Below are 23,527 nucleotides of genomic sequence, written 5' to 3' on the forward strand. Positions count from 1 at the left end.
CCACCGCGCCTCGTACCGCCCGCAAGGTTTCCGCAAGGGTGCGGCAAGGCTTTCGTCCGGGCCTACGGGCATTCCCCCCACGACGGACCGTCCATGACGGTTCGAGCAGCGTCGACATCGCACAGACTGGGGGATGCCATGACGGCATTGCGGGTGTTCGAAGGCAGGCAGCACCAGTTACGGGAGTGGCTGACGCTCCCGGGACGCAAACGCGTCCTGGTCGTCGTGCACACCGTGACCTACGGGAAGCGGCTGCAGGAGGTCTGCTGCCTCCTGGAGTCGGACCTCCGGGTCCAGGTGGTCTTCACCGCCCCGCCACACCCGTTCAGTGACGGGGTGGCACGGCTCTTCGAGCGGCTGGGCGGAGCCGTACTGCCGTGGGAGGAAGCGGTCCGGATGGAGTTCGATCTCGCGCTGGCGGCCGGGCCGCGCGGTGTGGAACAGGTCCGGGCGCCGCTGATCATGCTTCCGCACGGTGCCAACTTCCTGAAGCGCGTCACGGAGGGGGCGGACACCCGCGTGGCGGGGCTCGGCCGCCAGGACCTCAGGCCGGGTGGCAGGGCGCTGCCGGCCGCGGTGGTCCTGCCGCACCGGGACGACCTGGCGGGCCTGGCGCACTCCTGCCCCGAGGCGCTGCCGGTGGCGACGGTGGTCGGGGACCCCGTCCACGACCGGATGGTGGCCAGTCTGCCCCGGCGCGGTGCCTACCGCCGCGCGCTGGGGCTCGACAAGGGGCAGAAGCTGATCGCGGTCGTCTCCACATGGGGGTCCGGTTCGTCCTTCGGAGCGATCGAGGCGCTGCTGCCCCGGCTTCTGGAGCTGGTGGGCCGGAACCGCAAGGTGGCGGTCCTGGTGCACCCCAACGTCTGGTCCGGGCACGGCGCCTGGCAGGTCCGGGCGTGGTTGGCGCAGTGCGTCCGCCGGGGCGTCGCGGTGGTGCCGCCGGAGGCGGACTGGCGCTCCGTACTGATCGCGGCGGACGCGATCATCGGGGACCACGGGTCGGTGACGCTCTACGGGACGCTGACCGGGGTGCCGATCCTGCTGGCCGCCTCTCCGGAGCAGGAGATCAACCCCGCGTCCCCGGCCGCCGCGCTCGCCCGTACGGCGCCCGCGCTGTCGGCGGCCCACTCCCTGAAGAGCCAGCTGGCGTACGCGGCGTCCGAGTACCACCGGCAGCACCGGAGGGAGTACGCGCCCATCGCCGCACGCATCACCTCCGAGCCCGGCCGGTTCAGCCGGAACATGCGCCGGCTGCTCTACGGCCTGCTCGGCCTCGGCCAGCCCGCCCATCCCGTGCCCACCCTTCCGCTGCCGCTGCCACCGCCGCTGGCGGCCTGGTCGGCGGCGTCCAGCGACAGGTACGGCCCGGACACCGGGACGGGGGTGTCGGCATGACGACCACGGCCACCACGGGTGCCGCCTGGGCCGTCCGCGGACACCGTCGGGTGCGGGTCGCACCGTGCCGGGCGACCGGGAACGGCGCCTCGATCGCCGTCACGGTCTCCGTCGGGGAGCCCGCGGGCGCCGCCCCGGCCGATGCGCGCTTCCGCAGCAGCGGAGGCGGGCCGACCACCGGGGAGGCCGCCGACATCGACGAGCACTTCGCGGTGGACGCCGAAGGCTGCACCGACGAGCGGTTGCTGGCCTGCGCCGACGTGCTGCACGGCGGGCGGCCCCGGCCGGCCGGTAGCGCGGTGGCCTGGGCGCGGGAGATCCTGCTGCGCTACCCGGGATGCCGGCTCGCCGGGGTGCCGCTCATCGGAGGCGGCTGGGTCGTCGCGGAACGCTTCGGGAGCTGCCGGCTGCTCCCGACGGTGTTCCGCCGGTCGCCGCTGGCGTACCCGCAGCGAGGGCGGGCGGCGTGGGAGTACTCCCTGATGGCCTCGTGCCTGCACGGTCTGGTCCTGACCGGGCACTCGCTGGACGAGCTCCTGCCCCTCACGGTGCTGTCGCTCGCCCGGCACGGCGCACCGCCGGCCCGTCGGGCATAGAGGCGCGCTCAGCCGGGCGCCGTCCCCTCAGGATCTGCTGGCTCCGCCGGAGCGGCGGCCAGCAGATCCGTCATCCGTTGCGCATCGGACGGGCTCTGCCGGGCGTACAGGTCCCTGGCCCGTACGAAGCAGTCGCGCGCCGTCCGGGGGTCCGTGTGCTCCGCGGCGCTTCGTCCCAGCATCTCCAGCACGCGCGCCTGCCACGGCGTGGCCCCGGCCTCCTCGAAGACCAACAGTGCCGCCGCCAGCTCGGAGACACCGTCCTCGTAGGCGCCGGCGACGGCCCGGGCCCGCCCGTGGAAGGCGAGGGCACGGGCGGCGTCGTAGGGATCGTCCACGGCGAGGAGCGTCGTCCGGGCCCGGTCGAAGTACTCCGCCGCGGGCCGCCCGTTCCAGGTCGCGCCCGGTGACTCCAGCGCCATCTCGCCCAGGACGATGCGCGAAAGGGCCGCGCCACGCGGGTATCCGACGGCCTCCCAGGTCTCGATGGCCTGGTGCAGGAAGGTGCTCGCCTCGGGGAACCGGCCGGCCTGCCGGTGCGCCGAGCCGAGCCCGTGCAGGGCCTGGCCCTCGTCCCGGGCGTCACCGGCCTCGCGGGCGGCGTCCAGTGACCAGGAGAACCATCGAATGGCGTCGTCGACGCGTCCGGCGACGCTGAACCCGATGGCGCCGGAGTTGAGCATCTGGCGCTCCGCGACCCGGTCCTTGCTGCGCCGGGCGGCCCGCAGGCCCACCGCATGGGCCTCCAGCCACAGCTCGTGGTGGCGCAGCCGGTGGAAGAGCGGCCAGAGCGCGTCGACGAGTTGCCAGGCCAGCTCGTCCCAGCCTTCCTCGTACGCGGCACGCACGGCCGCGAGGAGGTCCAGACGGTGCCCGTCGAGCCAGCCGAGCGCGCCCGAGGAGTCCGTGAAGGGGCAGGGCAGCTCGGGCGGGTGGACGTACGTGCGGCGCAGCGTCAGCTGGATCGGGGACAGGTGCCGCTGGGCCTCGGTAGCGGTCGCCAGGTACCAGTCGCAGACCCGCCGTAACGCCTCGCTACGGGCCTCGGGAGGCTCCTCCGCCCGTCCCCGCTCCGCGGCGTGCAGGCGCACGAGGTCGTGGAAGCGGTAGCTGTCCGGGCCGATGTCCTCCACGAGGTTGGCCTCGACCAGGGCGTCGAGGAGCTGTTCGGCCTCCTCCAGCGGGACCGCGCAGGCCGATGCGGCGAGGCGGGCCTCCACGGTGCGGGCCGGCAGCAGCGCCAGGCGGCGGTACAGCCGCGCGGCGTCGTCCGCCAGCACCGCGTAGGACGCGTCCAGCGCGTGGTGCACGGAGGATTCCCCCTCGATCGTCAGTGCGGCCAGCCGGCGCCGGCCTTCGGTGAGCGACTCCACCAGGGAACGCATCGGCTGCCGGGGGCGGGACGCCAGCCGTGCGGACGCCAGGCAGAGGGCCAGCGGGAGCCCGCCGCAGAGGGCGATCAGCCGGTGCGCGTCCCGCGCTTCGCTCCGCACCCGGTCGGCCCCGACCCCCCGGGAGAGCATTTCTTCCGCAGCGGCCGGGTCGAGCAGGCCGAGTTGGTGGTAGAGCGCGCCGTCCGCGCGCAAGCCGGTGAGGCGATGTCTGCTCGTCGCCACGATCAGGCCGGTGCGGCCGTCCGTCAGCAGCGGGCGGACCTGTGCGGCCGAGAACGCGTTGTCCAGCATCACCGAGACCCGTAGTCCTGCGGTGACCGAGCGCCAGAGCGCGGTCTGCTCGCCCAGCCCCGCCGGTACCGGGCCGATGCCCAGCGCCCTCAGGAACTGGCCGAGCACTTCGGACGGTGCGGCGGGGCCGTCGGCGGAGTGGCCGCGCAGGTCCGCGTACAGCTGGCCGTCGGGGAACTGCTCGGCGAGGCCCCGCAGCCATCGGGACACCAGCGCGGTCTTCCCTATGCCGGCCGGCCCGGAGACGACGATCAGCGGCGTCGACTCGTCCGGCCGGCGGGTGCGGAGCCCGTTCAGCGCGGCGAGGTCCCCCTCGCGGTCGGTGAAGTGCGGGGACACCGGGAGGAGCTGACGCGGCACCGGAAGCCGGGCCGGCCGGCCCGCCGGATCGCGCGCGTGGATGTGGATGCCGCCGTGGATCTCGCCGGCCTGGACGCTGGACCCCTCGATCCTTGCCGAGCCCCCTATGGCATTGCCGTCCCGATGCATCTGCCGCCCCCGTTCCGATCGGTCACGGATCGCTTCAGCCCTTCCCCGAGGAGAGGGGCGGGAGTCCCCCGCACGGGTCGGGCCGCTCGATCCCGGCCAGCCCGAGGCTCTCTGGCCTCTGCCACCGGCGAGTGCCATGCTCGCTACAACAGATGGTGCGCCGATCAGGGGGAGGCGCTGATGGACATCTACGTACTCGGCCCCATTTGTCTCGGAACGGAACAGCGCAGAATCGGCCTCGGCTCCGACAAGGAACGCTGCGTGCTGGCCTCGCTCGCCTTGTCGGCCGGCCGGCCGGTGGCCCTGGAAACCCTCGTCGACCGGCTGTGGGACGACACCCCACCGGCCAAGTCCCGCCAGTCCGTGCACACCTACGTCTCGCGGGTCCGCAGGGCGATCCGTACGGCCGGGCCGGACACCGCACCGCGGATCACCCAGCACGCCCACACCTACACCCTGGCCATCTCACCGGACCGCGTCGACTGGCACCGCTTCCAGCGGCTGACGGCCCGGGCCCGGGCCCAGTCCGCGAAGGGGGACGACAGCTCCGCGGCAGCCCTGCTCCACGAGGCCGAGAGCCTCTGGGACGAGGAAGCCCTGGCGGGGCTGCCGGGGCTGTGGCCGGAGCGGATGCGGGCCCGGATGGCCGAGGAACGCCTCGGCGCCGCGATCTCCCGGATAGCCGCCGAGCTGCGGTTACGGCGGTTCCACGGGGTGCTCGGCCCGCTGTCCTCGCTCGTCGGCCAGCACCCGCACGACGAAATGCTGCTGGAATACCTGATGTTGGCCTATTACGGCTGTGGGCGGCACGCCGATGCGCTGCGCGTCTACCAGAGGGCCCGCCGTCGGCTGCGCGAGGACCTCGGCGCCGACCCCAGCGCCGAACTGACCCGCGTCCACCAGCACATCCTCCGCCGCGCACCGCTGGCTGAACTGCTCGGCCCGCCGGCCGTTCCCCGCCACACGGCCAAACCCGCCCCCGCCGGCCCCCGGAACCTGCCCCGCCACACCACGCTCGTGGGGCGGCGTACGGAATTGCGGCGGCTCTGTGCGGCCATCGACGATGCGGCCGGCGCCCCCGGCCCCGGCGCGGTCATCGCGCTGGAGGCGATCTCCGGAATGGCCGGGGTGGGCAAGACCGCCGTGGCGGTGGCCGCCGCGGAACGCCTCGGTGAACGCTTCCCCGATGCCCAGCTCTATCTGGACCTGCGCACCCATGCCCACGTCCACGAGCCGCTGAACGCCGGGGCGGCGCTGGCACAGCTGCTGCGCCAACTGGGGACCGCACCGGATGCGGTACCCGGGGAGACCGAGGAACGCAGCGCGTTGTGGCGCACGTTGATGGCGCAGAAACGGGCGGTGGTCATCCTCGACGACGCCGGCGACACCGACCAGGTACGGCCGCTGCTCCCCGACCGTGGCTCGTCGTCGCTGGTCATCATCACCAGCCGCCGCCATCTGGCCGGTCTGCCCGGAGCCCACTGGCTGGCTCTCGACGTGCTCCCCCCGGACGACGCGACGGCGCTGTTCCGGAAGTTCGCCGGGGAGGAACGCACCCACGACGACGCGGCGGTCCACCACGTCGTGCGGCTGTGCGGCTATTTGCCGCTGGCGATCGAAATCGCGGCGAACCGGTTCAACGCCCGGCCGTCGTGGACCTTGAGCACACTGCGGGAACTGCTCTCCCGGGGCCCCGGGAGGATCAGCGAATTACGCGACGGCTATTCGGAGATTGCCCGCGCATTCGAGATGTCGTACCAGACCCTGACCGCGCCCCAGCAGATCATCTTCCGGCGGCTGGCCCTGCACCTGGGCTCCGAGTTCGGACCGCACGCCGCAGCGGCCCTGGTGGATCTTCCGTTGCCCGAAACGGAGCGGCTGCTGGAAACGCTGCTGCACTGCCACTTGCTCCAGGAGCCCACGCCACACCGCTATCGCTTTCACGATCTCCTCGCGGAGTACGCCCGCATGCTGGCCTTCTCCGAGGACACCGAGGAGCAGCGCGGCGCCTCGCTCCGGCGGCTGGTGGACTTCTACCTCCGGGCGGCGGACGCCGCCGACCGGCTGCTCTACCCCCGCCGCCTGCGCCTCCCCCCGCCCGAGCCCCACAGCGCCCTACCGCCCCTGCCCTCCTTGCCGCACGCGGAAGCCGCCAAGGACTGGCTGACGACGGAGCGTGCGAACCTCCTCGCCACCGAGCGCCACGCCCGCACGCACGGCCCGTCCGACCGGGCCGCGATCCTGAGCCACGTGCTCGCGGGCTTCCTGGACGCCGAGTGCCATTGGACGGACACCGACCGGATGCAACGCCGTGCCGTCGAGCACTGGGAAGGCGTGGGCGATCGCCATGCGATGTGCCTGGCGCTGCTGGACCTCAGCGGCACCCACGCCAACACCTCGCGCTACCCCCAGGCAGAAGCGGCCGCCCGAAGGGCGCTCGAACTCGCCCGCACGGTGGGGGCGCCGGACGCGGAGGCGGAGGCGCTGCGCGGGCTGGGGGTCCTGCAATGGCACCTCGGGCGGAACCACGAGGCACTGAGCCTGCACCAGGAGACGCTCGGGATCCACCTGCGGTCGGGCGACACCTGAGCCCGGGCCCGCTGCGAGAACAACATCGCCATTGCGCTGCTCTTTCTCGGCGAACATCAGGACGCCCTCCAGCATTTCACCCATGCCATCCACAACTTCCGGCTCGCCGGAGACGAAAGAAACGCCGGAAAATGCATCAACAATCTCGGTGATTTGCATATGCGTACGGGAAATCTGGAATGTGCGAGGAATTCTTACGAGGAAGCCCTCACCATCGCTCTCACCTTCGGCAGCGTCGCCGACCAGGTCACCGCTCAGACAAATCTCGCCGGACTTCTCCTGATGTCGGACGATGCCCACGACCTCACCTCAGGCCTGGATATGTACCAGGAATGCCTCTTCACCTTCCGCCGGCTCGGTGACCGCCGGAACGAGGCCAATGCACTGATCGGGATCGGCATCGGCCACCACCGGCTCGGCCGTTACCCGGAGGCCGCCGGACACCACACCCGGGCGCTGGAGCTGGCACGCGACATCGGCGCGGCCCACGAAGAGGCCCATGCCCTGCACCGACTCGGCGTCGCGGAGGCGGCCCTGGGGAACCTGGGCGAAGCCGCCGGCCATCTTGAGATGTCCCTCGCGCTCGCGGACCGCACCCAGGAACGGGAGCAGCAGGCCCGTTCACTGGACGCGCTCGCCGGCGTACGACTGCAGGAAGGGCGCCGCGAAACGGCCCAGGAGTTGTGGCAATATGCCTTTGGCATATTCCAAGAACTCGACACCTCGGAAGCCGCCCGGATCGGCCGCAAGCTGGCCTCCCTCACCGAAACGGAACCGCACTCCAAACGCCGCCACCGCAGCACCTGAGATGGATTGCTACATATCCACGCTTTGCGGAAGTTACTGGCTAGTTCCGTTTGCGTCGCGCGCTTCCTCCATGGTCAACTCCTCTCGCCCCCCGTAGCTTTGAACAGCGTTGTTTAGGGACGAAGTTGAGCAATTATCTGAAGCGTGCCGGGACGAGTGCTGCAGTAATCACCGCCGGCACGATGGCGGCAACGCTGGGTCTGCAGGCCCTCGGTGCCCAGCCCGCCGCTGCGGCCCGGCCCGCCGCAGCCGAACGACCGATAGCCGCCGCGGCCCCCAGAAGCACGTCGGACACGATCTGCATCCCGACGTTCGCCCGCGGGGACTGACACCCGCGGGCCGACGGGCGGCCGCCCCGCAGCGCGACCGCCCGTCACCCGCCGCTCGGGCTCACCTCGGCGCCGCGGTCACGACCGCCCCGCAGCGCGACCGCCCGTCACCCGCCGCTCGGGCTCACCTCGGCGCCGCGGTCACGACCGCCCCCTCACCGCTCTGACCAGGCACGATACGCCGTTCGACGGTAATGACAACGGTCACCGGTGCAGCCTTTGGATCTTTTGCCGAAGTGCTGTTTGCTTCGCAAGGAGGGGACCGGAGGAAGGAGCGCCATGGGCGGCGACGCGCACAGCCACGGGCACGGCCACGGGCACGGGCACAGCCATGCGCACGGAGTGGCGCCGGACGCCGACCGGCGGTGGCTGCGGGCCGCGCTCGGGCTGCTCACCGCGTACATGGCGGTCGAGGTCGTCATCGGTGTGCTGGCCGGGTCGCTGGCGCTGATCTCGGACGCCGCCCACATGCTCACCGACGCGGTCTCGATCCTGCTGGCCCTGATCGCGATGCGGCTGGCGGCGCGGCCGGCGCGCGGCGGGTACACGTACGGGCTCAAGCGCGCCGAGATCCTGTCCGCGCAGGCCAACGGCATCACCCTGCTCCTGCTGTCGGTCTGGCTGGCGTACGAGGCGGTGCAACGGCTGATCTCGCCGCCCGCGGTGGGCGGGGCGATGGTCCTGTGGACCGCGCTGTCCGGGATCGTGGTGAATCTGATCTGCACCTGGCTGCTGTCCAAGGCCAACCGCTCCAGCCTGAACGTCGAGGGCGCCTACCAGCACATCCTCACCGACCTGTTCGGCTTCGTGGCCACCGCGCTCTCCGGTCTCGTCGTACTGACCACGGGCTTCGAGCGGGCCGACGCGATCGCCACGCTCGTCGTCGTCGCGCTGATGCTGCGGGCCGGTACGGGGCTGGTGCGGGAGTCCGGGCGGATCTTCATGGAGGCCGCGCCGGCCGGACTGGACCCGGACGCGCTGGGCGACCGGCTGGTCTCCCAGGACGAGGTCGTGGAAGTGCACGACCTGCACATCTGGCAGATCACCTCCGGGCAGCCGGCGCTCTCCGCGCACATCCTGGTGGCCCCCGGCGGCGACTGCCACAAGGTGCGCCGCGGGCTGCAGGAGTTGCTGAGCGGCGAGTACCGCATCACGCACGCCACGCTCCAGGTCGATCACGTCGGGGAGCAGGCCGAGGCGGGCGAGGTGCTGACTCTCGGCCCGCGGCCCGGCACCGGGTCAGGGGCCGAGCCGCCCGGCGCCCCCGACCACTGCGCGGACGCACACGGGCCGGTGCACCGGCCCGGGCCGCACCGGCACTAGGACCCCCAGGTGCCGCGGGCCCGTGGTCCCCGCTGCGCCCTCACTCGGGTGAACCCGGAGCGGTGGCGGGCCGCCTGACACCGGTCGCGGGCGGCGCGATGCTGCGATGGCGGGATGAGAACCGGCATGAGAACCGGCATGACGGCCGCCGTCGTCTGCGCGCTGCTGTGCGCCGCCACGCTCCCCGGCCCGTCCGCCCTCGCGTACGCCCCGCAGGTCGCGCCGGCGCCGCCGGCCGTCTCCGTCACGGTCGCGGTGACGGACGGGACCGACGACGCCGAGGCGGGGCGGCGGCTCGACTACCGCGTGACCGTGCACAACATGGGGGCCGCCGACGTCCGCGGGGTCCGGATCGAGCAGCGGATGCCCGCGACCACGACCTCCGCGACCGCACCCGACGGCGTCGTCGAGGGCCGCGGTACGGAGGAGCGGAAGGTCACCTGGCACGCCGATCTGCCGGCGCACGACATCCAGGTGTTCACCGCCGAGGCCGTGCTCGGCGACCGTCCCGCCGGCGCCGCCACCGCCGCGCCCGGGACCCTGCGGGCCGCCGCCACCGCCTGCGTCTACCTGGGCGGTTCCTACGCGCCGGTGGCCTGCTCGGGCGATGTGGACGACCTGCCGGAGTCCCGGGCCGAGGCCGCGGGCGGTGGTGGCTGGGCGTGGTGGGCGACGGCCGCCGCGGCCTCGGCGCTGCTCGCGCCGGGGGCGGTGCGGGCGGTGCGCCGCCGGCGGGCGGCCGGCCCGGGCGCCACCGGCTGACCCACCGCCGACGGCCGGGCCCGGGGCCGAGCTCACCCATTGGCACCGGTCCCGGTCGCGGGCGCCGGGCGTTCGCACTTGCCTGGAAGGTGGTCGCCGTGATCGCCGTGCAGGAAAGGACAGGACGCAATGCCAGCGAGCGCACCCGTACGCCTGGGCGGGCGGGTGACGGAGGGGGACGGGCCGCCGGCCGGACCGCGGTGGCCGGGGCGCGCGCTGGCCGGCGGGGTGCTGCTGGTCGTGGGGGCGCTGCTGCTGCCGCTGAGCCTGGCCGCCACCTGGGCGCGGTACCGACTGACCGAGACGGACGGCTATGTGGCAGCGGTGGCGCCGCTGGCCGGGAACGTCGCCGTGCAGCAGGCCGTGGTCGACGACGTGACGGACTCGGTGATGGCCCACGTCCGGATCGACGGGCTGCTGAAGGCCGTCAGCCCCGCCCGGCGGCCCGCGGTGCGCCGCCATTTCACCCGCGGCATCCGGGAGTTCGTGGCCAAGCAGGTGCGGCAGGTGGTCACCGGGCGCGGCTTCCCGGCGATGTGGAAGGGCGTGCACCGGTCCGCGCACCGGACGCTGGACGGCAGCCTCGCCGCGTCCGGCGCCCCCCGTTCCCCGGTCACGCTCGATCTGACCCCCGTCGTCGAACGGGTCCGCCGTCAGGTGGCGCACAACGGCATGGGGCTGGACCTGCTCCGCCGGGTGCCGCGGGCCGGGGTGGAGATCGTGCTGCTCAAGGCCCCCGACGTACCGCGGATCCGGGCCGGCTACGAGGTCGTCCGCAGGGGGGCGGTGCTGCTGCCGCCGGCCGCCGCGCTGTGTCTGGGCGGCGGGCTGCTGCTGGTGCGGCGCCGGCGGCGGGCGCTGGTCTGTGCCGGTACGGGCTGCGCGGTGGCCGCCGCCCTGCTCGCCGTGGCGCTGGCGCTGGTGCGCGGCCGCACGCTGGCGGCGCTGCCCACGATGATCTCCCGCCCCGCCGCCGGGGCGTACGCCGATGCGCTCACCGGGCCGCTGCGTACCGGGGTCTGGCTGCTGGCCGGCGCGGGGGCGCTCACCGCGGTGCTGGCCGCGGCGGGGCCGCCGGCGGTGCGGGCCTGGCGGAACCGGAGCTGACGCCCGGTCGGGTCGCTCAGACCGTCAGGACGGTCTTGCCCTGGGCGCGGCCGGTGCGGCTGGTCTCCAGGGCTTCGAGGGCCTCTTCGAGGGGGACCTCGCGGCCGACGAGGACCGTCAGGCGGCCCGCGTCCACGTGCCCGGCCAGGATCTCCAGGAGCTGCGGCGAGGGGCGGTTGACGAAGTTGAAGCCACGCAGGTTCTGTTCGGTCAGCTCGTCCGCGTCCGCCGAGCCGATCAGCGAGACGGCGGTGCCCCCGTCGCGTACGGCCCGGGTCAGCTCAGCGAACTCGGCGGGGCCGCCGGTCATGTCGATCAGCACGTCCACGCCGTCCGGGTGGGCCGCGAGGACCTGGTCGGCGACCGGGCCCGCGGTGTGGTCGACGGTCTCCGCGGCACCCAGCGTGCGCATCAGCTCCGCCTTGGCCGGGCGGGCGGTGGCGATCACCTCCGCGCCGCGACCGGCCGCCAGCTGGGTGGCGAAGGTGCCGACGCCACCGGTCGCACCGACGATCAGGACTCGCTTGCCCTCGCCGATCCGGGTCTCCTCGACGAGGTTGTACGCGGTCATGCCGGCCGTCGGCAGCGCCGCGGAGGTCGCGTAGGTGACGCTGCGGGCGGCGTGCGCGATGCGGCTCTCGTCGGCGAGGGCCAGTTCGCAGTACGAACCGCCGCCCCGCTCCGGCCGCTGGAACTGGCCGAACACCGCGTCGCCGACGGTGAACCGCCGGACCCCGGTGCCGATCGCGAGCACCTCGCCGGCCCCGTCCGTGCCCAGCACCAGGGGAAAGGCCACCGGAACGGCGTCGCCGAACATGCCGTCGGCGATCTTCCAGTCGACGGGGTTGAGTCCGGCGGCGGCCAGCCGCACCAGGACCTCGCCCGGCCCTGGTTCGGGCTGCGGCAGATCCATGAGCTGCGGCCGTTCACCGAATGCGCTGACTGCTACGGCTCTCATCGTGGCGTTCCCTTCCACCCTGTCGACCGGTGGCCGGAGTGGATCGTAAGCACGCCGGTGCGGCCGGACGCGGCAGGAGGAGAGGCGGTGCGGCGGAAGCAACTCGTACGGCCCCCGGGCCATGCGCCCAGCCGGGCCGGGGCATGCCGCCAGCCGGGGGGGCCGCCGCGCCGCCCCTCCCGCCGGCCGCCCGGCCGGGCAGGCCGGTGGCGGGCCCGCTGTGGTGGCCAGCACTCCAGCGCGGTGAATTCGCTGGTCCGCGGCGTTGCGGCGAAGGGCGTTCACCTCGGGGAAAGGTGCCCCTCGGGTACACATGACGCCATGCGCGTTCTGGTGGTGGCGGACGAGGAATTCCTCGCGGAGCTGATCGCGGCCGGCCTGCGCCGCGACGCGATCGCCGCGGACATCGCCCACGACGGCCGGGAGGCGCTGGCCAAGATGCGGCTCGGCGCGTACGACGTACTCGTCCTGGACCGCGATCTGCCCGGTCTGCACGGCGACGACATCTGCCGGCACGTCGCGGAACGGGGCCTGCTGACCCGGATGTTGATGCTCACCGCGTCCGACACGGTCCACGACCGGGGGGAGGATCGGATGGAGAGTCTGGGCCAGGGCCTGGGCGCCGACGACTACCTCAGCAAGCCGTTCGCGTATGAGGAGTTGCTCGCCCGGGTGCTGGTGCTGGGCCGGCGGGCCCGGCCCGCGCCGCCGCCGGTCATCGAGCGGGCCGGCGTCATCGTCGACACCGCCCGCCGGCTCGCGCTGCGCGACGGACGGCCGCTGCCGCTGTCCCGCATGGAGTTCGGGGTGCTGGAGGTGCTGCTGCGGGCCCAGGGCGCGGTGGTCAGCGGGGACGATCTGATCGAGGAGGTGTGGGAGGAGCACACCAGCTACCGCACCAACGCGGTCCAGGTCACGCTCAGCACGCTGCGCGCCAAGCTCGGCGACCCCCCGGTGATCGAAACCGTGCCGGGTGCCGGCTACCGGCTGCGCGACCGGCCGGGGCCCGCACAACGCGCCGCGCCGGCTCCCACGCCGGGGTCGGACCACCGGCCGGGCGGCGACCGGTGAGGCTACCCGGCTGCCCGGCAGAGCACGGGGGCATGACCCGATTGCCTGCATGACGCGAAGGGGCGCGAGCAGCGGGATTCAATGGGCCAATGATCCGGTTCGAGTCCGTCACCAAGCAGTATCCCGACGGCACCACCGCCGTGGACGACCTGTCCTTGGAGGTCGAGGAGGGCGAGCTGGTGACCCTCGTGGGGCCGTCCGGCTGCGGCAAGACCACGACCATGATGATGGTCAACCGGCTCATCGATCCCACCCGCGGACGGATCTTCGTCGACGGTGCGGACATCGCCGGCGTCGACCCCGTCCGGTTGCGCCGCCGGATCGGCTACGTCATCCAGCAGACCGGCCTCTTCCCGCACCGGACCGTCCTCGACAACACCGCCACCGTGCCCTTCCTGACCGGCTGGAAGAAGGCCACGGCACGGGCCCGGGCCGCCGAACTCCTGGACCTGGTGGGGCTGGACCCGGACGTCTACGGCCCGCGCTACCCCGACCAGCTCTCCGGCGGCCAGCGCCAGCGCGTCGGGGTCGCCCGGGCCCTCGCCGCCGATCCGCCCGTCCTGCTGATGGACGAGCCGTTCGGGGCGGTCGATCCGGTCGTCCGCGAGCGCCTCCAGAAGGAGTTCCTGCGGCTGCAGGCCACCATGCACAAGACGGTGCTGCTGGTCACCCACGACATCGAGGAAGCCATCCGGCTCGGCGACCGGATCGCCGTCTACGGGGCCGGCCGGATCGAGCAGTACGACACCCCCGCCAGCGTCCTGGGCGCCCCCGCCACGCCCTACGTCGCCGAATTCGTCGGCACCGACCGGGCGTTGAAGCAGCTGTCGGTCACCGGGATCGACCGCGGCGACCTCGAACGCCCGCCGTTCGCCCGCCTCGGTGAACCGGCGTCCGAGGCGGCGCGACGGCTACGGGCCGAGGGCGCCCGGTGGGCGGTGGTGCTGGACGAGGACGGTGAACTGCACGGCTGGGTGGGCGCCGAGGAACTGGCCGGCGCCGGGGGCACGGTCGCCGGGCACGCCCGGCGGATGGAGGCGTGGGTGCCGTTCACCGGCACGTTGAAGGCCGCGTTCAGCGAGATGCTCAAGCACGACGCCGGCTGGATCGCGGTCCTGGACGGCCACCGCTTCCTCGGCGTCCTCACCCCGACCAAGTTGCACGAAGCGCTGCGCCGCACCATCGACTCGGACGAGCGGGGGGTGCCGCGGGACCGGGCGCGGGTGGACTCGGTACCGACGCAGTGAGGCGCGCTCACACGCCTTCACGGCCGGCTGTTTCACGTGAAACGCCGCGGTGGCGAAGTGGGGCTGGTTCACGCGAGACGGCGCGATGCGGAACAGGGTGCCGGTTTCACGTGAAACATGCAGCCGCCGCAGCCCGCCGGCCGCCGCCCCCTCAGCCCTTCGGCAGCAGCCCCTTCTCCCGCAGGTAGTGACGCGCCACATCCGCCGGCAACCGTCGCCAGCTGTCCACCTGCTCGTCGAGATGTGCCAGGTCAGCCGTGGTCAGGACCGTGTTGAGGCGGTTGAGTGCGGCGGCCGGCCGGGCGCTGCCCGCGCGGGCCCGGTTGACGACGGGCAGCACGTAATCGGCGTTCTGCAGCTTCCTGTCGTCGGCCAGCAGCACCAGTCCGAACTGGTCCAGGGTCGCATCGGTGCTGGTGGTCAGCACCATCTGGTCCTGCCCGTTCTGCACGGCCTGCTTGGCGGGGGTGGTGCCGACGCCCTTGGGGTCGATGGCGGTGAGGTTGATCCCGTACTTCTTCCGCAAGCCCGGGGCACAGAACGGCCGTTGTACGCATTCCTCGCCCGCCGCGAGGCGCACCGGCAGTTCGGCACGGCCCAGGTCGCTGAGGGTCTTGAGGTGGTGCGTGCGGGCGTACGCGGCGCTCACCGCGAACGCGTTCTGGTCCACGGCCCGGCCGGGCGGGAGCACGGTCAGCTCGCGGGGCCCGGCCAGCCGGCGTAGTGCGCGCAGCGTCGCACCGAGGTCGGGCGAGGCGACCGGGGGCGCCGTGGAGCCGTGCTTTTTGGCGTTGAGCCAGTCCGCGAAGGTGGCCGCGTACTCGGGCACGACGTCGATCTGACCGGCCTCCAGCGCCGGTTCGTACAGTTCGCGGTTGCCGACGGTGAGGACGTGGGTGCGGTACCCGGCGTGGTCGAGCAGTGCGGCGTACATCTGGGCGAGCAGCTCGCTCTCGGTGAAGCCGGCCGAGCCGATCGCCAGATCGCGGCTGTCCCCCGGCGGGGCGGTGATCCGGGAACGGGTCTCCAGCGAGGGGCCGGTGCCGCAGCCGGCGAGCACCGGCAGCGCGACCAGACCCAGCGCCGCGAGGGCAGCGGCGGCCGCCCCGGCCCTCACCGGCCCCGCCCCCGCGCCCAGCCGCCCGGTGCATACCGTTCGACGAGCTCGAACCCGGCCTCCATCAGCAGGGCGAACACCGCGACCAGCACCGCACCGGCGACCACCTGCGGGGTGCTGGCGAGGCTGAACCCCGCGGTGATGATCCGGCCGAGCCCGCCGCCGCCGACCAGCGCGGCGAGCGTGGCGGTCGCGACGAGCTGGACCGCGGCGATCCGTACGCCGGTCAGGACGAGCGGGAAGGCGAGCGGCACCTCGACCCGCCACACCAGCTGCGCCCCGGTCATCCCCATGCCCCGCGCGGCCCGCACCACGTCCCGGTCCACGTCGCGCATCCCGACGTACGCATTGGTCAGCAGCGGCGGAACGGCGAACAGCACCAGCGCGATGATCGTCGGCCACTGCCCGTGCCGGCCGACGGGGGTGAGCAGCAGCAGGACCAGCACGGCGAAGGTCGGGACGGCGCGGCCGACGTTGGCGAGATTGACGGCCAGCGCCCCGCCACGCCCGAGATGACCGAGGGTCAGCGCGACCGGCAGCGCGATCAGCGCGCTGATGAACAGGCAGGAGACGGTGAGGACGAGGTGCTGGACGAGGCGGTGCCAGACGCCGTTCTCCCCCGCCCAGTTGGCGCCGGTGGTCAGCCAGTCCCAGACCGCGGAGAGGGTGTTCACGCCCGCCGCCCCGACGCCGCCCCGACCGGCTGTTCGCGCCCCACCACGGCGCGGTCCCGCCGCCGTGCCCGCCGCCCCCGCGCCGTACGGCTCGCCCGCCGCCAGGGCGTGAGCAGCCGTTCCGCGCCGAGCAGCAGCAGGTCGAAGGCGATCGCGATCAGGACGCACAGCACGGACGCGGTGAGCACCTGCGCCTTGAAGAAGGAGTTCATCCCGGCGTAGATGAGGTTGCCCAGCCCGCCGTAGCCGACGATCGCGCCGACGGTGGTGAGCGCCACCGCCGAGACCGTCGCGATCCGCAGCCCGGCCATCGCCGCGGGTACGGCCAGCGGCAGTTCGACGGTGAGCAGTTGGCGCAGCGGGCCGTAGCCCATGCCGCGGGCGGCGTCCCTGGCCTCGGCCGGTACGCCGTTCAGCCCGGCCAGGAGGTTCCGTACGAGCAGGGTGAGCGAGTACAGGGCCAGCCCGACCACGACGAGCGTGGCGGACAGCCCGTAGACCGGCAGCAGCAGCGAGAACATCGCCAGCGACGGGATCGTGTAGAGGACGGTGGTCACACCGAGGACCGGCCCGACCGTCCAGCGCCACCGCCGGGCCAGCAGCGCCAGGGGCACCGCGAGAAGCAGCCCGAGCGCCACCGAGACGACGGTCAACTGGACGTGCTGGAGGACCGCGTCGAGCAGGATCTGCCGGCGTGTGGACAGGTAGTCGCCGCAGATCCACTCGTTACGGGCCAGACAGTCGTCCGGCGGCGGTGCGGTCACGGTAGAAGTCCACCCCGGCGGGATCCGAGTGTCGCGGCGGACGCGTCCGATCGTGCCCTGGGGTCGCCCGCGTGACTCTCTCCACTCCATGTATACATCGAGTGTGTACTACGTGTGTATAGTCCGGGAAGTGCGACAGCCACCCGCAACCGGGCCGGCCCGTACGCCCCCCACCGTCCGCAGCATGAGCACCCGAGAGAGCCCCGTATGCCGAAGCACTTCCGCACCACCGGCCGCAGGCGCCGCACCTCCATAGCCGGGCTGCTGACGGCGGCCTCCCTGGCCCTCGCCGTCAGCGGCTGCGCCTCGTACGACGTGACCGCACCGGCCGACGCCCGCGCCGACGCGACGGGCAGCACGACCGGGGCGAAGAACGGGAAGGGAAAGGGTCAGGAGGGCGGCGGTCAGGACGTCGACTGCCGCAAGGCCCAGTGCGTCGCGCTCACCTTCGACGCGGGCCCCAGCGAGAACACCAACCGCCTGCTGGACATCCTGAAGAAGGAGAAGGTGCACGCGACCTTCTTCATGCTCGGCAAGAACCACATCGCCAAGCGCCCCGCCGAGGTACGGCGGATCGACGCCGAGGGCCACGAACTGGCCAACCACACCTGGTCGCACCAGATCCTCACCGAGATCGAGCCCGCCGAGGTCAAGCGCGAGCTCTCCCGGGTCCAGGACGCGGTCCGCAAGATCACCGGAAAGACGCCCACGCTGATGCGCCCACCGCAGGGCCGCACCGACGACAAGGTCTCCGAGATCAGCAAGAAACTCGGACTGGCCCAGGTCCTCTGGAGCGTGACCGCCAAGGACTACGAGACCAACGACTCGGCGCTGATCACGAAGCGGGTGCTGGAACAGACCGAACGCGACGGCATCATCCTGCTGCACGACATCTACCGGGGCACGGTCCCGGCCGTCCCGGGCATCCTCAAGGAGCTGAAGAAGCGCGGCTACACGATCGTCACGGTCTCCCAGCTGCTCTCCCCGGCGAAACCGGAGCCGGGGATGGTGTACCGGCCGTAGCAGAAAAGGCCGTTACCGGCGCGGGCACGCCGGCCCGCCCGGAAAAACGCCGTGAGCCCGGCCCCTTCCTGGGGCCGGGCTCACGGCTACGACTACCGGCGTCTTCCGGCGGGTTCAGGCTCGCTCAGCCCTGCGGCCGCTCGGCCTCCACCCGCCGACGGCCCTTGTCATCGGCCGCCCCAGGGGCCTTGGCCGGACCGGTCGGCTTCGCCGGAGCGCCGCCCTGGCCCACCTTGGCCCCCGGCTTGCGCTGCGCCGGCAGCGGCACGGTGTCCTGCGGGAACGTCAGCTGCTGGCTCTGCCACTCCAGGGCCGGCACGACCTCGCGCCGCCAGGTCGTGAACTGGTGGCTGCCCTGCGGCAGGATGATCGAGTCCACCGACATCGGCGCCTTGACCGCGTGGATGAACTGCATGGTGGCGCCGTAATCGGCCTCGCCCTTACGGCTGCTGGCGACCAGCGTGGAGACCTGCGGCGCGGGCAGGTGCTTCAGCCGCCACAGCAGGTCGTGCTCGCGCTCGCGCTGGGCACCTTCCGGGCCGGCACCGAAGAGGCTGCCGGTGGTCAGGTCGTCCTTGATCGCGTAGTCGCCCGAGAGCGAGACCGCCGAGGTGTACACCTTCGGGTTGCGCATCGCCAGCTGCAGCGAGCACGTACCACCCGACGAGTACCCGAACGCGCCCCAGGCACTGGGGTCATGACCCACCCGGTACGTCGCCTTCATCGCGTCCGGCAGGTCCTTGGTGAAGAACGTCTCCGCCTGCGGCCCGCCCGGCACGTCCACGCACTCGGTGTCGCGCGGCGGTGCGATCGTCGGCCGCACCATCACGATCACGGTCGGCTGCATCCGTCCTTGCGCGATCAGCCGGCCGGCGTTCTGCGGCACCTGCAGATGCTGCGCGAGGTTCATGATCCCGCCCGGGTAGCCGCTGATGACGACCATGACGGGGAACCGCTGCCGGCGGTACTGCTGCTGGAAGTACTGCGGCGGCAGATAGACGAACCCGGGGTTGATGGCCCGCGTACGGCGCCCGATGATCCGTACGGACTCGATCTTGCCGACCCTGTTGGCGGGCCCCTTGGGCAGGCCGGTCACCCGGTCCAGCCCCTGGGGACCGGCCGGCTGGATCAGCCCGCCCTTCATGTTCCCGACCGACGCGTACTGCCCGCCGCCCTGGCTCACGGCCACCGGCGGCGCCTTCTCGTTGTTGCCCAGCAACTCGTCCCAGTTGCCGTAGAACTCGAAGTTCGTATTCACGGCGAGCGCGAGCGCGCACACGATGGACACCTGGGTGACCACGATGGCGCCCAGCCGGCCCAGGACGGGTCCGATCCCGCGCCGCGACAGCCGGGGCCACAGCCACACCGTGGCGGCCACGCAGGCAACCGCCAGCACGATCACCGTGTATTCGAGCGACTGACTGGTCAGCCCCATGCGCCCACATCTCCCGTCACCCTCGGAAGGGTTCTTGCCTTCTTACGGCCGCCTAAGGCACAACGGGCGGCTCCGGACAATGGTCACCGGAGAAGACGGGCACACCTGCGCATCGGATACCTGAACGACTCAGTTCTTACTTACCTCTTGCCACATCGTTTCCGCGGCGTGATGTGCGAGCACCCCGGAAGGCTCCCCGGAAGCACTCGCACCCGCACAGGTCCAGACCAACTCCCCCTCCACCGCGGCCTCCACGCTCCGCCCCCGGGACCTGCCATCACGGATGTGATATCCCGGCGCGGTGCCACAGCGATGTCACGCCGGCCCCGGCCGAAACCCGACCCGACACCGGATCGCCCTGGATGGCCCCCGTATAGCCCCCGGATGGCCCACCACACGAGCCGCAGGGTCCCACGATGAGGCCACTCCTGGCCGCTACGCTTACGTATCCGTCCTGGTCAGGGACATGTCCGTGCTTCACGGACATACGCCGCACCGCACCCACCACACGCAAGAGAGGTTCGCCGATGGGCATTCGGAGTCTGCTGCGCAACGCTTTCGGTCGCTCCAAGGCGACCCGTGAAGAAACCGGCGCGGCACAGAACAGCGCCGCCCCGGAATCCGCGACCATCCCCGAGGCCCGCGAGGAGTCCACCCCGGCCGCGCCCGCCACCTCCCCCGAGCCGTCCGGCAAGCCTGCCGAGGCCGAGGTCCCGGCCGCCCGCACGGCACCCGCGGAGCACCCGAGCCCCGAGCCGGCCCCGGCGCCCACCCTGCCCGCCCAGGGCTCCCCCGTGGACCGCGCGGAGACGCCCGTACGGGAGAACGAGGCAGAGCCCCGGGCCAAGGACGACGACAAGGCCGAGGCCCACGCCCCCGAGGCGGACACCGCCGCGCCCGACACCGCCGCCTCCGACCTCGTGAGCCAGGCCTTCGACAACCCGGCCCCGGCCACCAAGCCGGAGCCGTCCACCGCCCCTGAGCCGCAGGCGACCCCTGAGGCGGAGGCCACCCCGGAGGCGGAAGCCCTTCCTGAGGCGGAAGCCATTCCTGAGGCGCAGACGAGCGCCGAACCGGCGGCCACGACGGACGCCGAAACCGTGGCGCCGGAGGCGGAGGCCGACGAGCAGGCGGAGCCGGAGGCCGAGACCAAGGCCGAGCCGGAGGCTGAGGCCGAGCCGGAGCCCGTGAAGGACGTGACGCCGGAGCCGGTACAGGACGTGACGCCGGAGCCGGCTGCCGAAACCCCGGCAGCCGAGCCCGAGCCCGAGGCCACCCCGAAGGCAGAGGACGCGACGAAGGCCGAGGACGCGACCGACGTCGAGCCCGCCCCTAAGACAGAGGACGCCCCGGAGGCCGAAGCGGCACCTGAGCCGGAGGCCGAAGCGGCGCCGGAGCCGGAGGCCGCGCCCGTTCCGAAGGCGAAGGGGGTTCCCGCCGGCCTCCGCGCCCTCCACACCGCTGCCGGCGCCACCCTGGAGAAGCACGGTCTCACCGCCCAGCGCGCCGTCGTCTACCTCGTCCTCGACCGCTCCGGCTCGATGCGCAACTACTACAAGGACGGCACGGTCCAGAACCTCGCCGAGCAGGCCCTCGCCCTCTCCGCGCACTTCGACGACGAGCCCACCGTGCCCGTCGTCTTCTTCTCCACCGACGTCGACGGCACCGCCGATCTGGACCTCACCAACTACGAGGGCCGCATCGAGGAACTGCACGCCGGCCTCGGCCACATGGGGCGTACGAACTACCACTGGGCCGTCAACGCCGTCGTCGAGCACTACAAGAAGTCCGGCACCACCGCCCCGGCCTTCGTCATCTTCCAGACCGACGGCGCCCCGACCTCCAAGCCGGCCGCCGAAAAGGCACTCTGCGAAGCGGCGAAGCTGCCCATCTTCTGGCAGTTCATCGGCTTCGGCGACCCGGAGGCCAAGGGCTTCGACTTCCTCCGCAAGCTCGACGACCTGACCGTGCCGGAAAAGCGCGCGGTCGACAACGCGGGCTTCTTCCACGCCGGCCGCGACCCCCGCAGCCTCTCCCACGACGAGCTCTACCAGCAGCTGATGGTCGAGTTCCCCGAGTGGCTCACCGAGGCCCGCGCCGCCAAGGTCCTCAAGGACGACTGACCCGTCCCCGTCCCCCTCACCCCCTCCGGCCGCGGCCGGGCCCCACGGCCCGACCGCGGCCGCGTGGCTGTGAGGGGAGGGGCCCGCTGCGGCAGCCCGTCCCCCTGCCGGAAGGGCGAGCCCCGCACCGTCGAGCCGCCGCGGGCGCTGTCCGCACTGCAAAACAGCCGCGCGGGTACCCCCACCCCGTCCAGTACGATATTGACGTTCCGTAAAGCAAATCCTCACTCACCGTAGCGACTTGGGAGCAGCCGGCAATGGCTCGACACCTCATCACCAGCGCCCTTCCGTATATCAACGGGATCAAGCACCTGGGCAACATGGTGGGGTCCATGCTCCCGGCCGACGTGTATTCCCGGTATCTGCGGCAGCGGGGCCACGACGTGCTCTACATCTGTGCGACGGACGAGCACGGGACCCCGGCCGAGCTGGCGGCGAAGGAGGCCGGGCAGTCGGTCGACGCGTTCTGCGGTGAGCAGCACGAGAAGCAGAAGGCGATCTACGAGGGCTTCGGGCTGCGGTTCGACTACTTCGGGCGGAGCTCCTCGCCGGAGAACGTCGAGCTCACGCAGCACTTCGCGCGGAAGCTGCAGGAGAACGGCTTCATCGAGGAGCGGGCGATCCGGCAGGTCTACTCCATCGCCGACGAGCGCTTCCTGCCCGACCGCTACATCGTCGGCACCTGTCCGCACTGCGGCTACGACAAGGCGCGCGGCGACCAGTGCGAGAACTGCACCCGGGTACTGGACCCGACCGACCTGATCGACGCCCGGTCGGCGATCAGCGGCAGCGGTGACCTGGAGGTGCGGGAGACCAAGCACCTGTTCCTGCTCCAGTCGAAGCTGCAGCACGAGGTCGAAGGCTGGCTGGAGGGCAACGGCAGCAAGGAGTGGCCGACCCTCGCGTCCTCGATCGCGCACAAGTGGCTGACCGAGGGCCTGCAGGACCGGGCGATCACCCGTGACCTGGACTGGGGCGTCCCGGTGCCGGCGGACGTGTGGCCGGAGCTGGCGGCCGAGGGCAAGGTCTTCTACGTCTGGTTCGACGCACCGATCGAGTACATCGGCGCGACGAAGGAGTGGGCCGACGTCGACCCGGAGAACCGCGACTGGAAGTCGTGGTGGTACGAGGCCGAGGACGTCCGCTACACGGAATTCATGGCCAAGGACAACGTGCCGTTCCACAGCGTGATGTTCCCGGCGACGCAGCTGGGGACCCGCGAGCCGTGGAAGAAGGTCGACTTCCTCAAGGCCTTCAACTGGCTGAACTACTACGGCGGGAAGTTCTCCACCTCGCAGCGCCGGGGCGTCTTCACGGACGCGGCGCTGGAGCTGCTGCCGGCCGACTACTGGCGTTACTTCCTGATGGCCCACGCGCCGGAGTCGGACGACACCTCCTTCACCTGGGAGCTGTTCTCGTCGTCGGTGAACAAGGACCTCGCGGACACGCTCGGCAACTTCGTCAACCGGGTGCTGTCGTTCTCCCGCAAGCGGTTCGGCGACGAGGTTCCGGCGGGTGCCGAGGCCGGCGCCGCGGAGCAGAAGCTGGGCGAGGAGATCGCCGGGCTGCTGGCGGAGTACGAGGGCCACATGGAGGCCCTGCAGTTCCGCAAGGCGTCGGCCTCGCTGCGCGCCCTGTGGAGCGCGGGCAACTCCTACCTGGAGGAGAAGGCCCCCTGGCTGGAGATCAAGACGGACAAGGACGCGGCGGCGCTGACGCTGCGCACCGCGATGAACCTGATCCACCTGTACGCGGTGGTCTCCGAGCCGTTCATCCCGGCGTCGGCGAAGGCGATGCGGAGCGCGTTCGCGCTGGCGGACGACACTGCCGTGTGGGTCTCGCAGGACGAGGCGAAGGCGCTGGCGTCGGTGCCGGCGGGGACTCCGTTCACGGTGCCGCCGGTGCTCTTCGCGAAGATCACTGACGAGGACCTGGACTCGTACCGCGAGCGTTTCGGCGGTGCGGAGGGCTGATCGTCCTCGTCGCCGACTGGTCGGTCCCCCTGCCTGTATGCGCCCGTCCCGCCCTTG

General features: G+C 72.3%; 18 protein-coding genes. 12 read left to right on the plus strand and 6 right to left on the minus strand.

Translation table 11 applies throughout. From position 1 onward, the window contains the following. Positions 1-138 precede the first annotated feature (138 nt). On the plus strand, positions 139-1,398 hold the full coding sequence (locus IG62_RS0116620) for a hypothetical protein (protein ID WP_199812484.1): 1,260 nt from the start codon (positions 139-141) through the stop codon (positions 1,396-1,398). Next, the gene (locus tag IG62_RS43250; protein ID WP_051798152.1) at positions 1,395-1,994 is read left to right on the plus strand and encodes a hypothetical protein; all 600 of its coding nucleotides are present in this window, start codon (positions 1,395-1,397) and stop codon (positions 1,992-1,994) included. Before IG62_RS0116620 ends, IG62_RS43250 begins: the two co-directional genes overlap by 4 nt. A gap of 8 nt (positions 1,995-2,002) precedes the next feature. Here IG62_RS43250 and IG62_RS0116630 read toward each other — a convergent pair whose 3' ends face one another. Beyond that, on the minus strand, positions 2,003-4,168 hold the full coding sequence (locus tag IG62_RS0116630; protein WP_234326568.1) for a tetratricopeptide repeat protein: 2,166 nt from the start codon (positions 4,166-4,168) through the stop codon (positions 2,003-2,005). 180 nt (positions 4,169-4,348) lie between these two features. On the opposite strand from IG62_RS0116630, the gene IG62_RS41955 reads away from it, so the two are divergent. The 5 genes from IG62_RS41955 to IG62_RS0116650 all read left to right on the plus strand — a co-directional run bounded on the left by IG62_RS41955 (position 4,349) and on the right by IG62_RS0116650 (position 11,085). Further along, the gene (locus IG62_RS41955; RefSeq protein ID WP_051798155.1) at positions 4,349-6,757 is read left to right on the plus strand and encodes an AfsR/SARP family transcriptional regulator; all 2,409 of its coding nucleotides are present in this window, start codon (positions 4,349-4,351) and stop codon (positions 6,755-6,757) included. Positions 6,758-6,892: 135 nt separating this feature from the next. Continuing rightward, positions 6,893-7,564 (plus strand): tetratricopeptide repeat protein, encoded by a 672-nt coding sequence (locus IG62_RS48715; protein ID WP_324604633.1) that lies wholly within the window; start codon positions 6,893-6,895, stop codon positions 7,562-7,564. A 608-nt stretch (positions 7,565-8,172) separates the two neighbouring features. Next, entirely contained in the window at positions 8,173-9,216 is a 1,044-nt protein-coding gene (locus IG62_RS0116640; protein WP_030802788.1) for a cation diffusion facilitator family transporter, read from the plus strand. A 126-nt stretch (positions 9,217-9,342) separates the two neighbouring features. After that, on the plus strand, positions 9,343-9,978 hold the full coding sequence (locus IG62_RS0116645; protein ID WP_234326570.1) for a hypothetical protein: 636 nt from the start codon (positions 9,343-9,345) through the stop codon (positions 9,976-9,978). A gap of 129 nt (positions 9,979-10,107) precedes the next feature. Further along, positions 10,108-11,085, plus strand: coding sequence for a hypothetical protein (locus tag IG62_RS0116650; protein WP_030802794.1), 978 nt, complete (start codon positions 10,108-10,110; stop codon positions 11,083-11,085). Positions 11,086-11,101: 16 nt separating this feature from the next. Here IG62_RS0116650 and IG62_RS0116655 read toward each other — a convergent pair whose 3' ends face one another. Continuing rightward, positions 11,102-12,043, minus strand: a complete 942-nt coding sequence (locus tag IG62_RS0116655) for an NADP-dependent oxidoreductase (protein ID WP_030802797.1) — start codon at positions 12,041-12,043, stop codon at positions 11,102-11,104. Positions 12,044-12,364: 321 nt separating this feature from the next. Between IG62_RS0116655 and IG62_RS0116660 the strand changes: the two genes are divergently transcribed. Beyond that, on the plus strand, positions 12,365-13,114 hold the full coding sequence (locus IG62_RS0116660) for a response regulator transcription factor (RefSeq protein WP_030802800.1): 750 nt from the start codon (positions 12,365-12,367) through the stop codon (positions 13,112-13,114). 89 nt (positions 13,115-13,203) lie between these two features. Beyond that, a complete protein-coding gene (locus IG62_RS0116665) occupies positions 13,204-14,361 on the plus strand; it encodes an ABC transporter ATP-binding protein (protein WP_030802803.1) in 1,158 nt (385 codons plus the stop codon). A 151-nt stretch (positions 14,362-14,512) separates the two neighbouring features. Here the strand turns inward: IG62_RS0116665 and IG62_RS0116670 are convergent, their stop codons facing one another. The 3 genes from IG62_RS0116670 to IG62_RS0116680 are packed head-to-tail and all read right to left on the minus strand — an operon-like array spanning position 14,513 to position 16,916. Beyond that, positions 14,513-15,478 (minus strand): ABC transporter substrate-binding protein, encoded by a 966-nt coding sequence (locus tag IG62_RS0116670; protein ID WP_420711069.1) that lies wholly within the window; start codon positions 15,476-15,478, stop codon positions 14,513-14,515. Beyond that, a complete protein-coding gene (locus IG62_RS0116675; protein ID WP_030802809.1) occupies positions 15,475-16,152 on the minus strand; it encodes an ABC transporter permease in 678 nt (225 codons plus the stop codon). The genes IG62_RS0116670 and IG62_RS0116675 overlap by 4 nt, the downstream gene beginning before the upstream one ends. Next, positions 16,149-16,916 (minus strand): ABC transporter permease, encoded by a 768-nt coding sequence (locus tag IG62_RS0116680; RefSeq protein WP_030802812.1) that lies wholly within the window; start codon positions 16,914-16,916, stop codon positions 16,149-16,151. The genes IG62_RS0116675 and IG62_RS0116680 overlap by 4 nt, the downstream gene beginning before the upstream one ends. Positions 16,917-17,123: 207 nt before the next feature. On the opposite strand from IG62_RS0116680, the gene IG62_RS0116685 reads away from it, so the two are divergent. Continuing rightward, positions 17,124-17,939: a polysaccharide deacetylase family protein gene (locus IG62_RS0116685; RefSeq protein WP_030802816.1), complete on the plus strand. Its 816-nt coding sequence runs from the start codon at positions 17,124-17,126 to the stop codon at positions 17,937-17,939. Between the two features lie 124 nt (positions 17,940-18,063). Here IG62_RS0116685 and IG62_RS0116690 read toward each other — a convergent pair whose 3' ends face one another. Further along, the gene (locus IG62_RS0116690) at positions 18,064-19,374 is read right to left on the minus strand and encodes an alpha/beta hydrolase (RefSeq protein ID WP_030802819.1); all 1,311 of its coding nucleotides are present in this window, start codon (positions 19,372-19,374) and stop codon (positions 18,064-18,066) included. A 527-nt stretch (positions 19,375-19,901) separates the two neighbouring features. Between IG62_RS0116690 and IG62_RS0116695 the strand changes: the two genes are divergently transcribed. Then, positions 19,902-21,497, plus strand: a complete 1,596-nt coding sequence (locus IG62_RS0116695; protein WP_030802822.1) for a VWA domain-containing protein — start codon at positions 19,902-19,904, stop codon at positions 21,495-21,497. A 257-nt stretch (positions 21,498-21,754) separates the two neighbouring features. After that, the gene (gene metG, locus IG62_RS0116700; RefSeq protein ID WP_030802825.1) at positions 21,755-23,470 is read left to right on the plus strand and encodes a methionine--tRNA ligase; all 1,716 of its coding nucleotides are present in this window, start codon (positions 21,755-21,757) and stop codon (positions 23,468-23,470) included. The last annotated feature ends 57 nt before the right edge of the window (positions 23,471-23,527 follow it).

Source organism: Streptomyces sp. NRRL S-337 (assembly GCF_000720175.1).
In the GTDB taxonomy this organism is placed as follows: domain Bacteria; phylum Actinomycetota; class Actinomycetes; order Streptomycetales; family Streptomycetaceae; genus Streptomyces; species Streptomyces siderophoricus.

Excerpts from the sequence above, each read along its gene's own strand:
- IG62_RS0116620 (WP_199812484.1), top strand. The coding sequence starts at position 139 with ATGACGGCATTGCGGGTGTTCGAAGGCAGGCAGCACCAGTTACGGGAG.
- IG62_RS43250 (WP_051798152.1), top strand. The coding sequence starts at position 1,395 with ATGACGACCACGGCCACCACGGGTGCCGCCTGGGCCGTCCGCGGACAC.
- IG62_RS0116630 (WP_234326568.1), bottom strand. The coding sequence starts at position 4,168 with ATGCATCGGGACGGCAATGCCATAGGGGGCTCGGCAAGGATCGAGGGG.
- IG62_RS41955 (WP_051798155.1), top strand. The coding sequence starts at position 4,349 with ATGGACATCTACGTACTCGGCCCCATTTGTCTCGGAACGGAACAGCGC.
- IG62_RS0116640 (WP_030802788.1), top strand. The coding sequence starts at position 8,173 with ATGGGCGGCGACGCGCACAGCCACGGGCACGGCCACGGGCACGGGCAC.
- IG62_RS0116645 (WP_234326570.1), top strand. The coding sequence starts at position 9,343 with ATGAGAACCGGCATGACGGCCGCCGTCGTCTGCGCGCTGCTGTGCGCC.
- IG62_RS0116650 (WP_030802794.1), top strand. The coding sequence starts at position 10,108 with ATGCCAGCGAGCGCACCCGTACGCCTGGGCGGGCGGGTGACGGAGGGG.
- IG62_RS0116655 (WP_030802797.1), bottom strand. The coding sequence starts at position 12,043 with ATGAGAGCCGTAGCAGTCAGCGCATTCGGTGAACGGCCGCAGCTCATG.
- IG62_RS0116660 (WP_030802800.1), top strand. The coding sequence starts at position 12,365 with ATGCGCGTTCTGGTGGTGGCGGACGAGGAATTCCTCGCGGAGCTGATC.
- IG62_RS0116665 (WP_030802803.1), top strand. The coding sequence starts at position 13,204 with ATGATCCGGTTCGAGTCCGTCACCAAGCAGTATCCCGACGGCACCACC.
- IG62_RS0116685 (WP_030802816.1), top strand. The coding sequence starts at position 17,124 with ATGCCGAAGCACTTCCGCACCACCGGCCGCAGGCGCCGCACCTCCATA.
- IG62_RS0116690 (WP_030802819.1), bottom strand. The coding sequence starts at position 19,374 with ATGGGGCTGACCAGTCAGTCGCTCGAATACACGGTGATCGTGCTGGCG.
- IG62_RS0116695 (WP_030802822.1), top strand. The coding sequence starts at position 19,902 with ATGGGCATTCGGAGTCTGCTGCGCAACGCTTTCGGTCGCTCCAAGGCG.
- metG (WP_030802825.1), top strand. The coding sequence starts at position 21,755 with ATGGCTCGACACCTCATCACCAGCGCCCTTCCGTATATCAACGGGATC.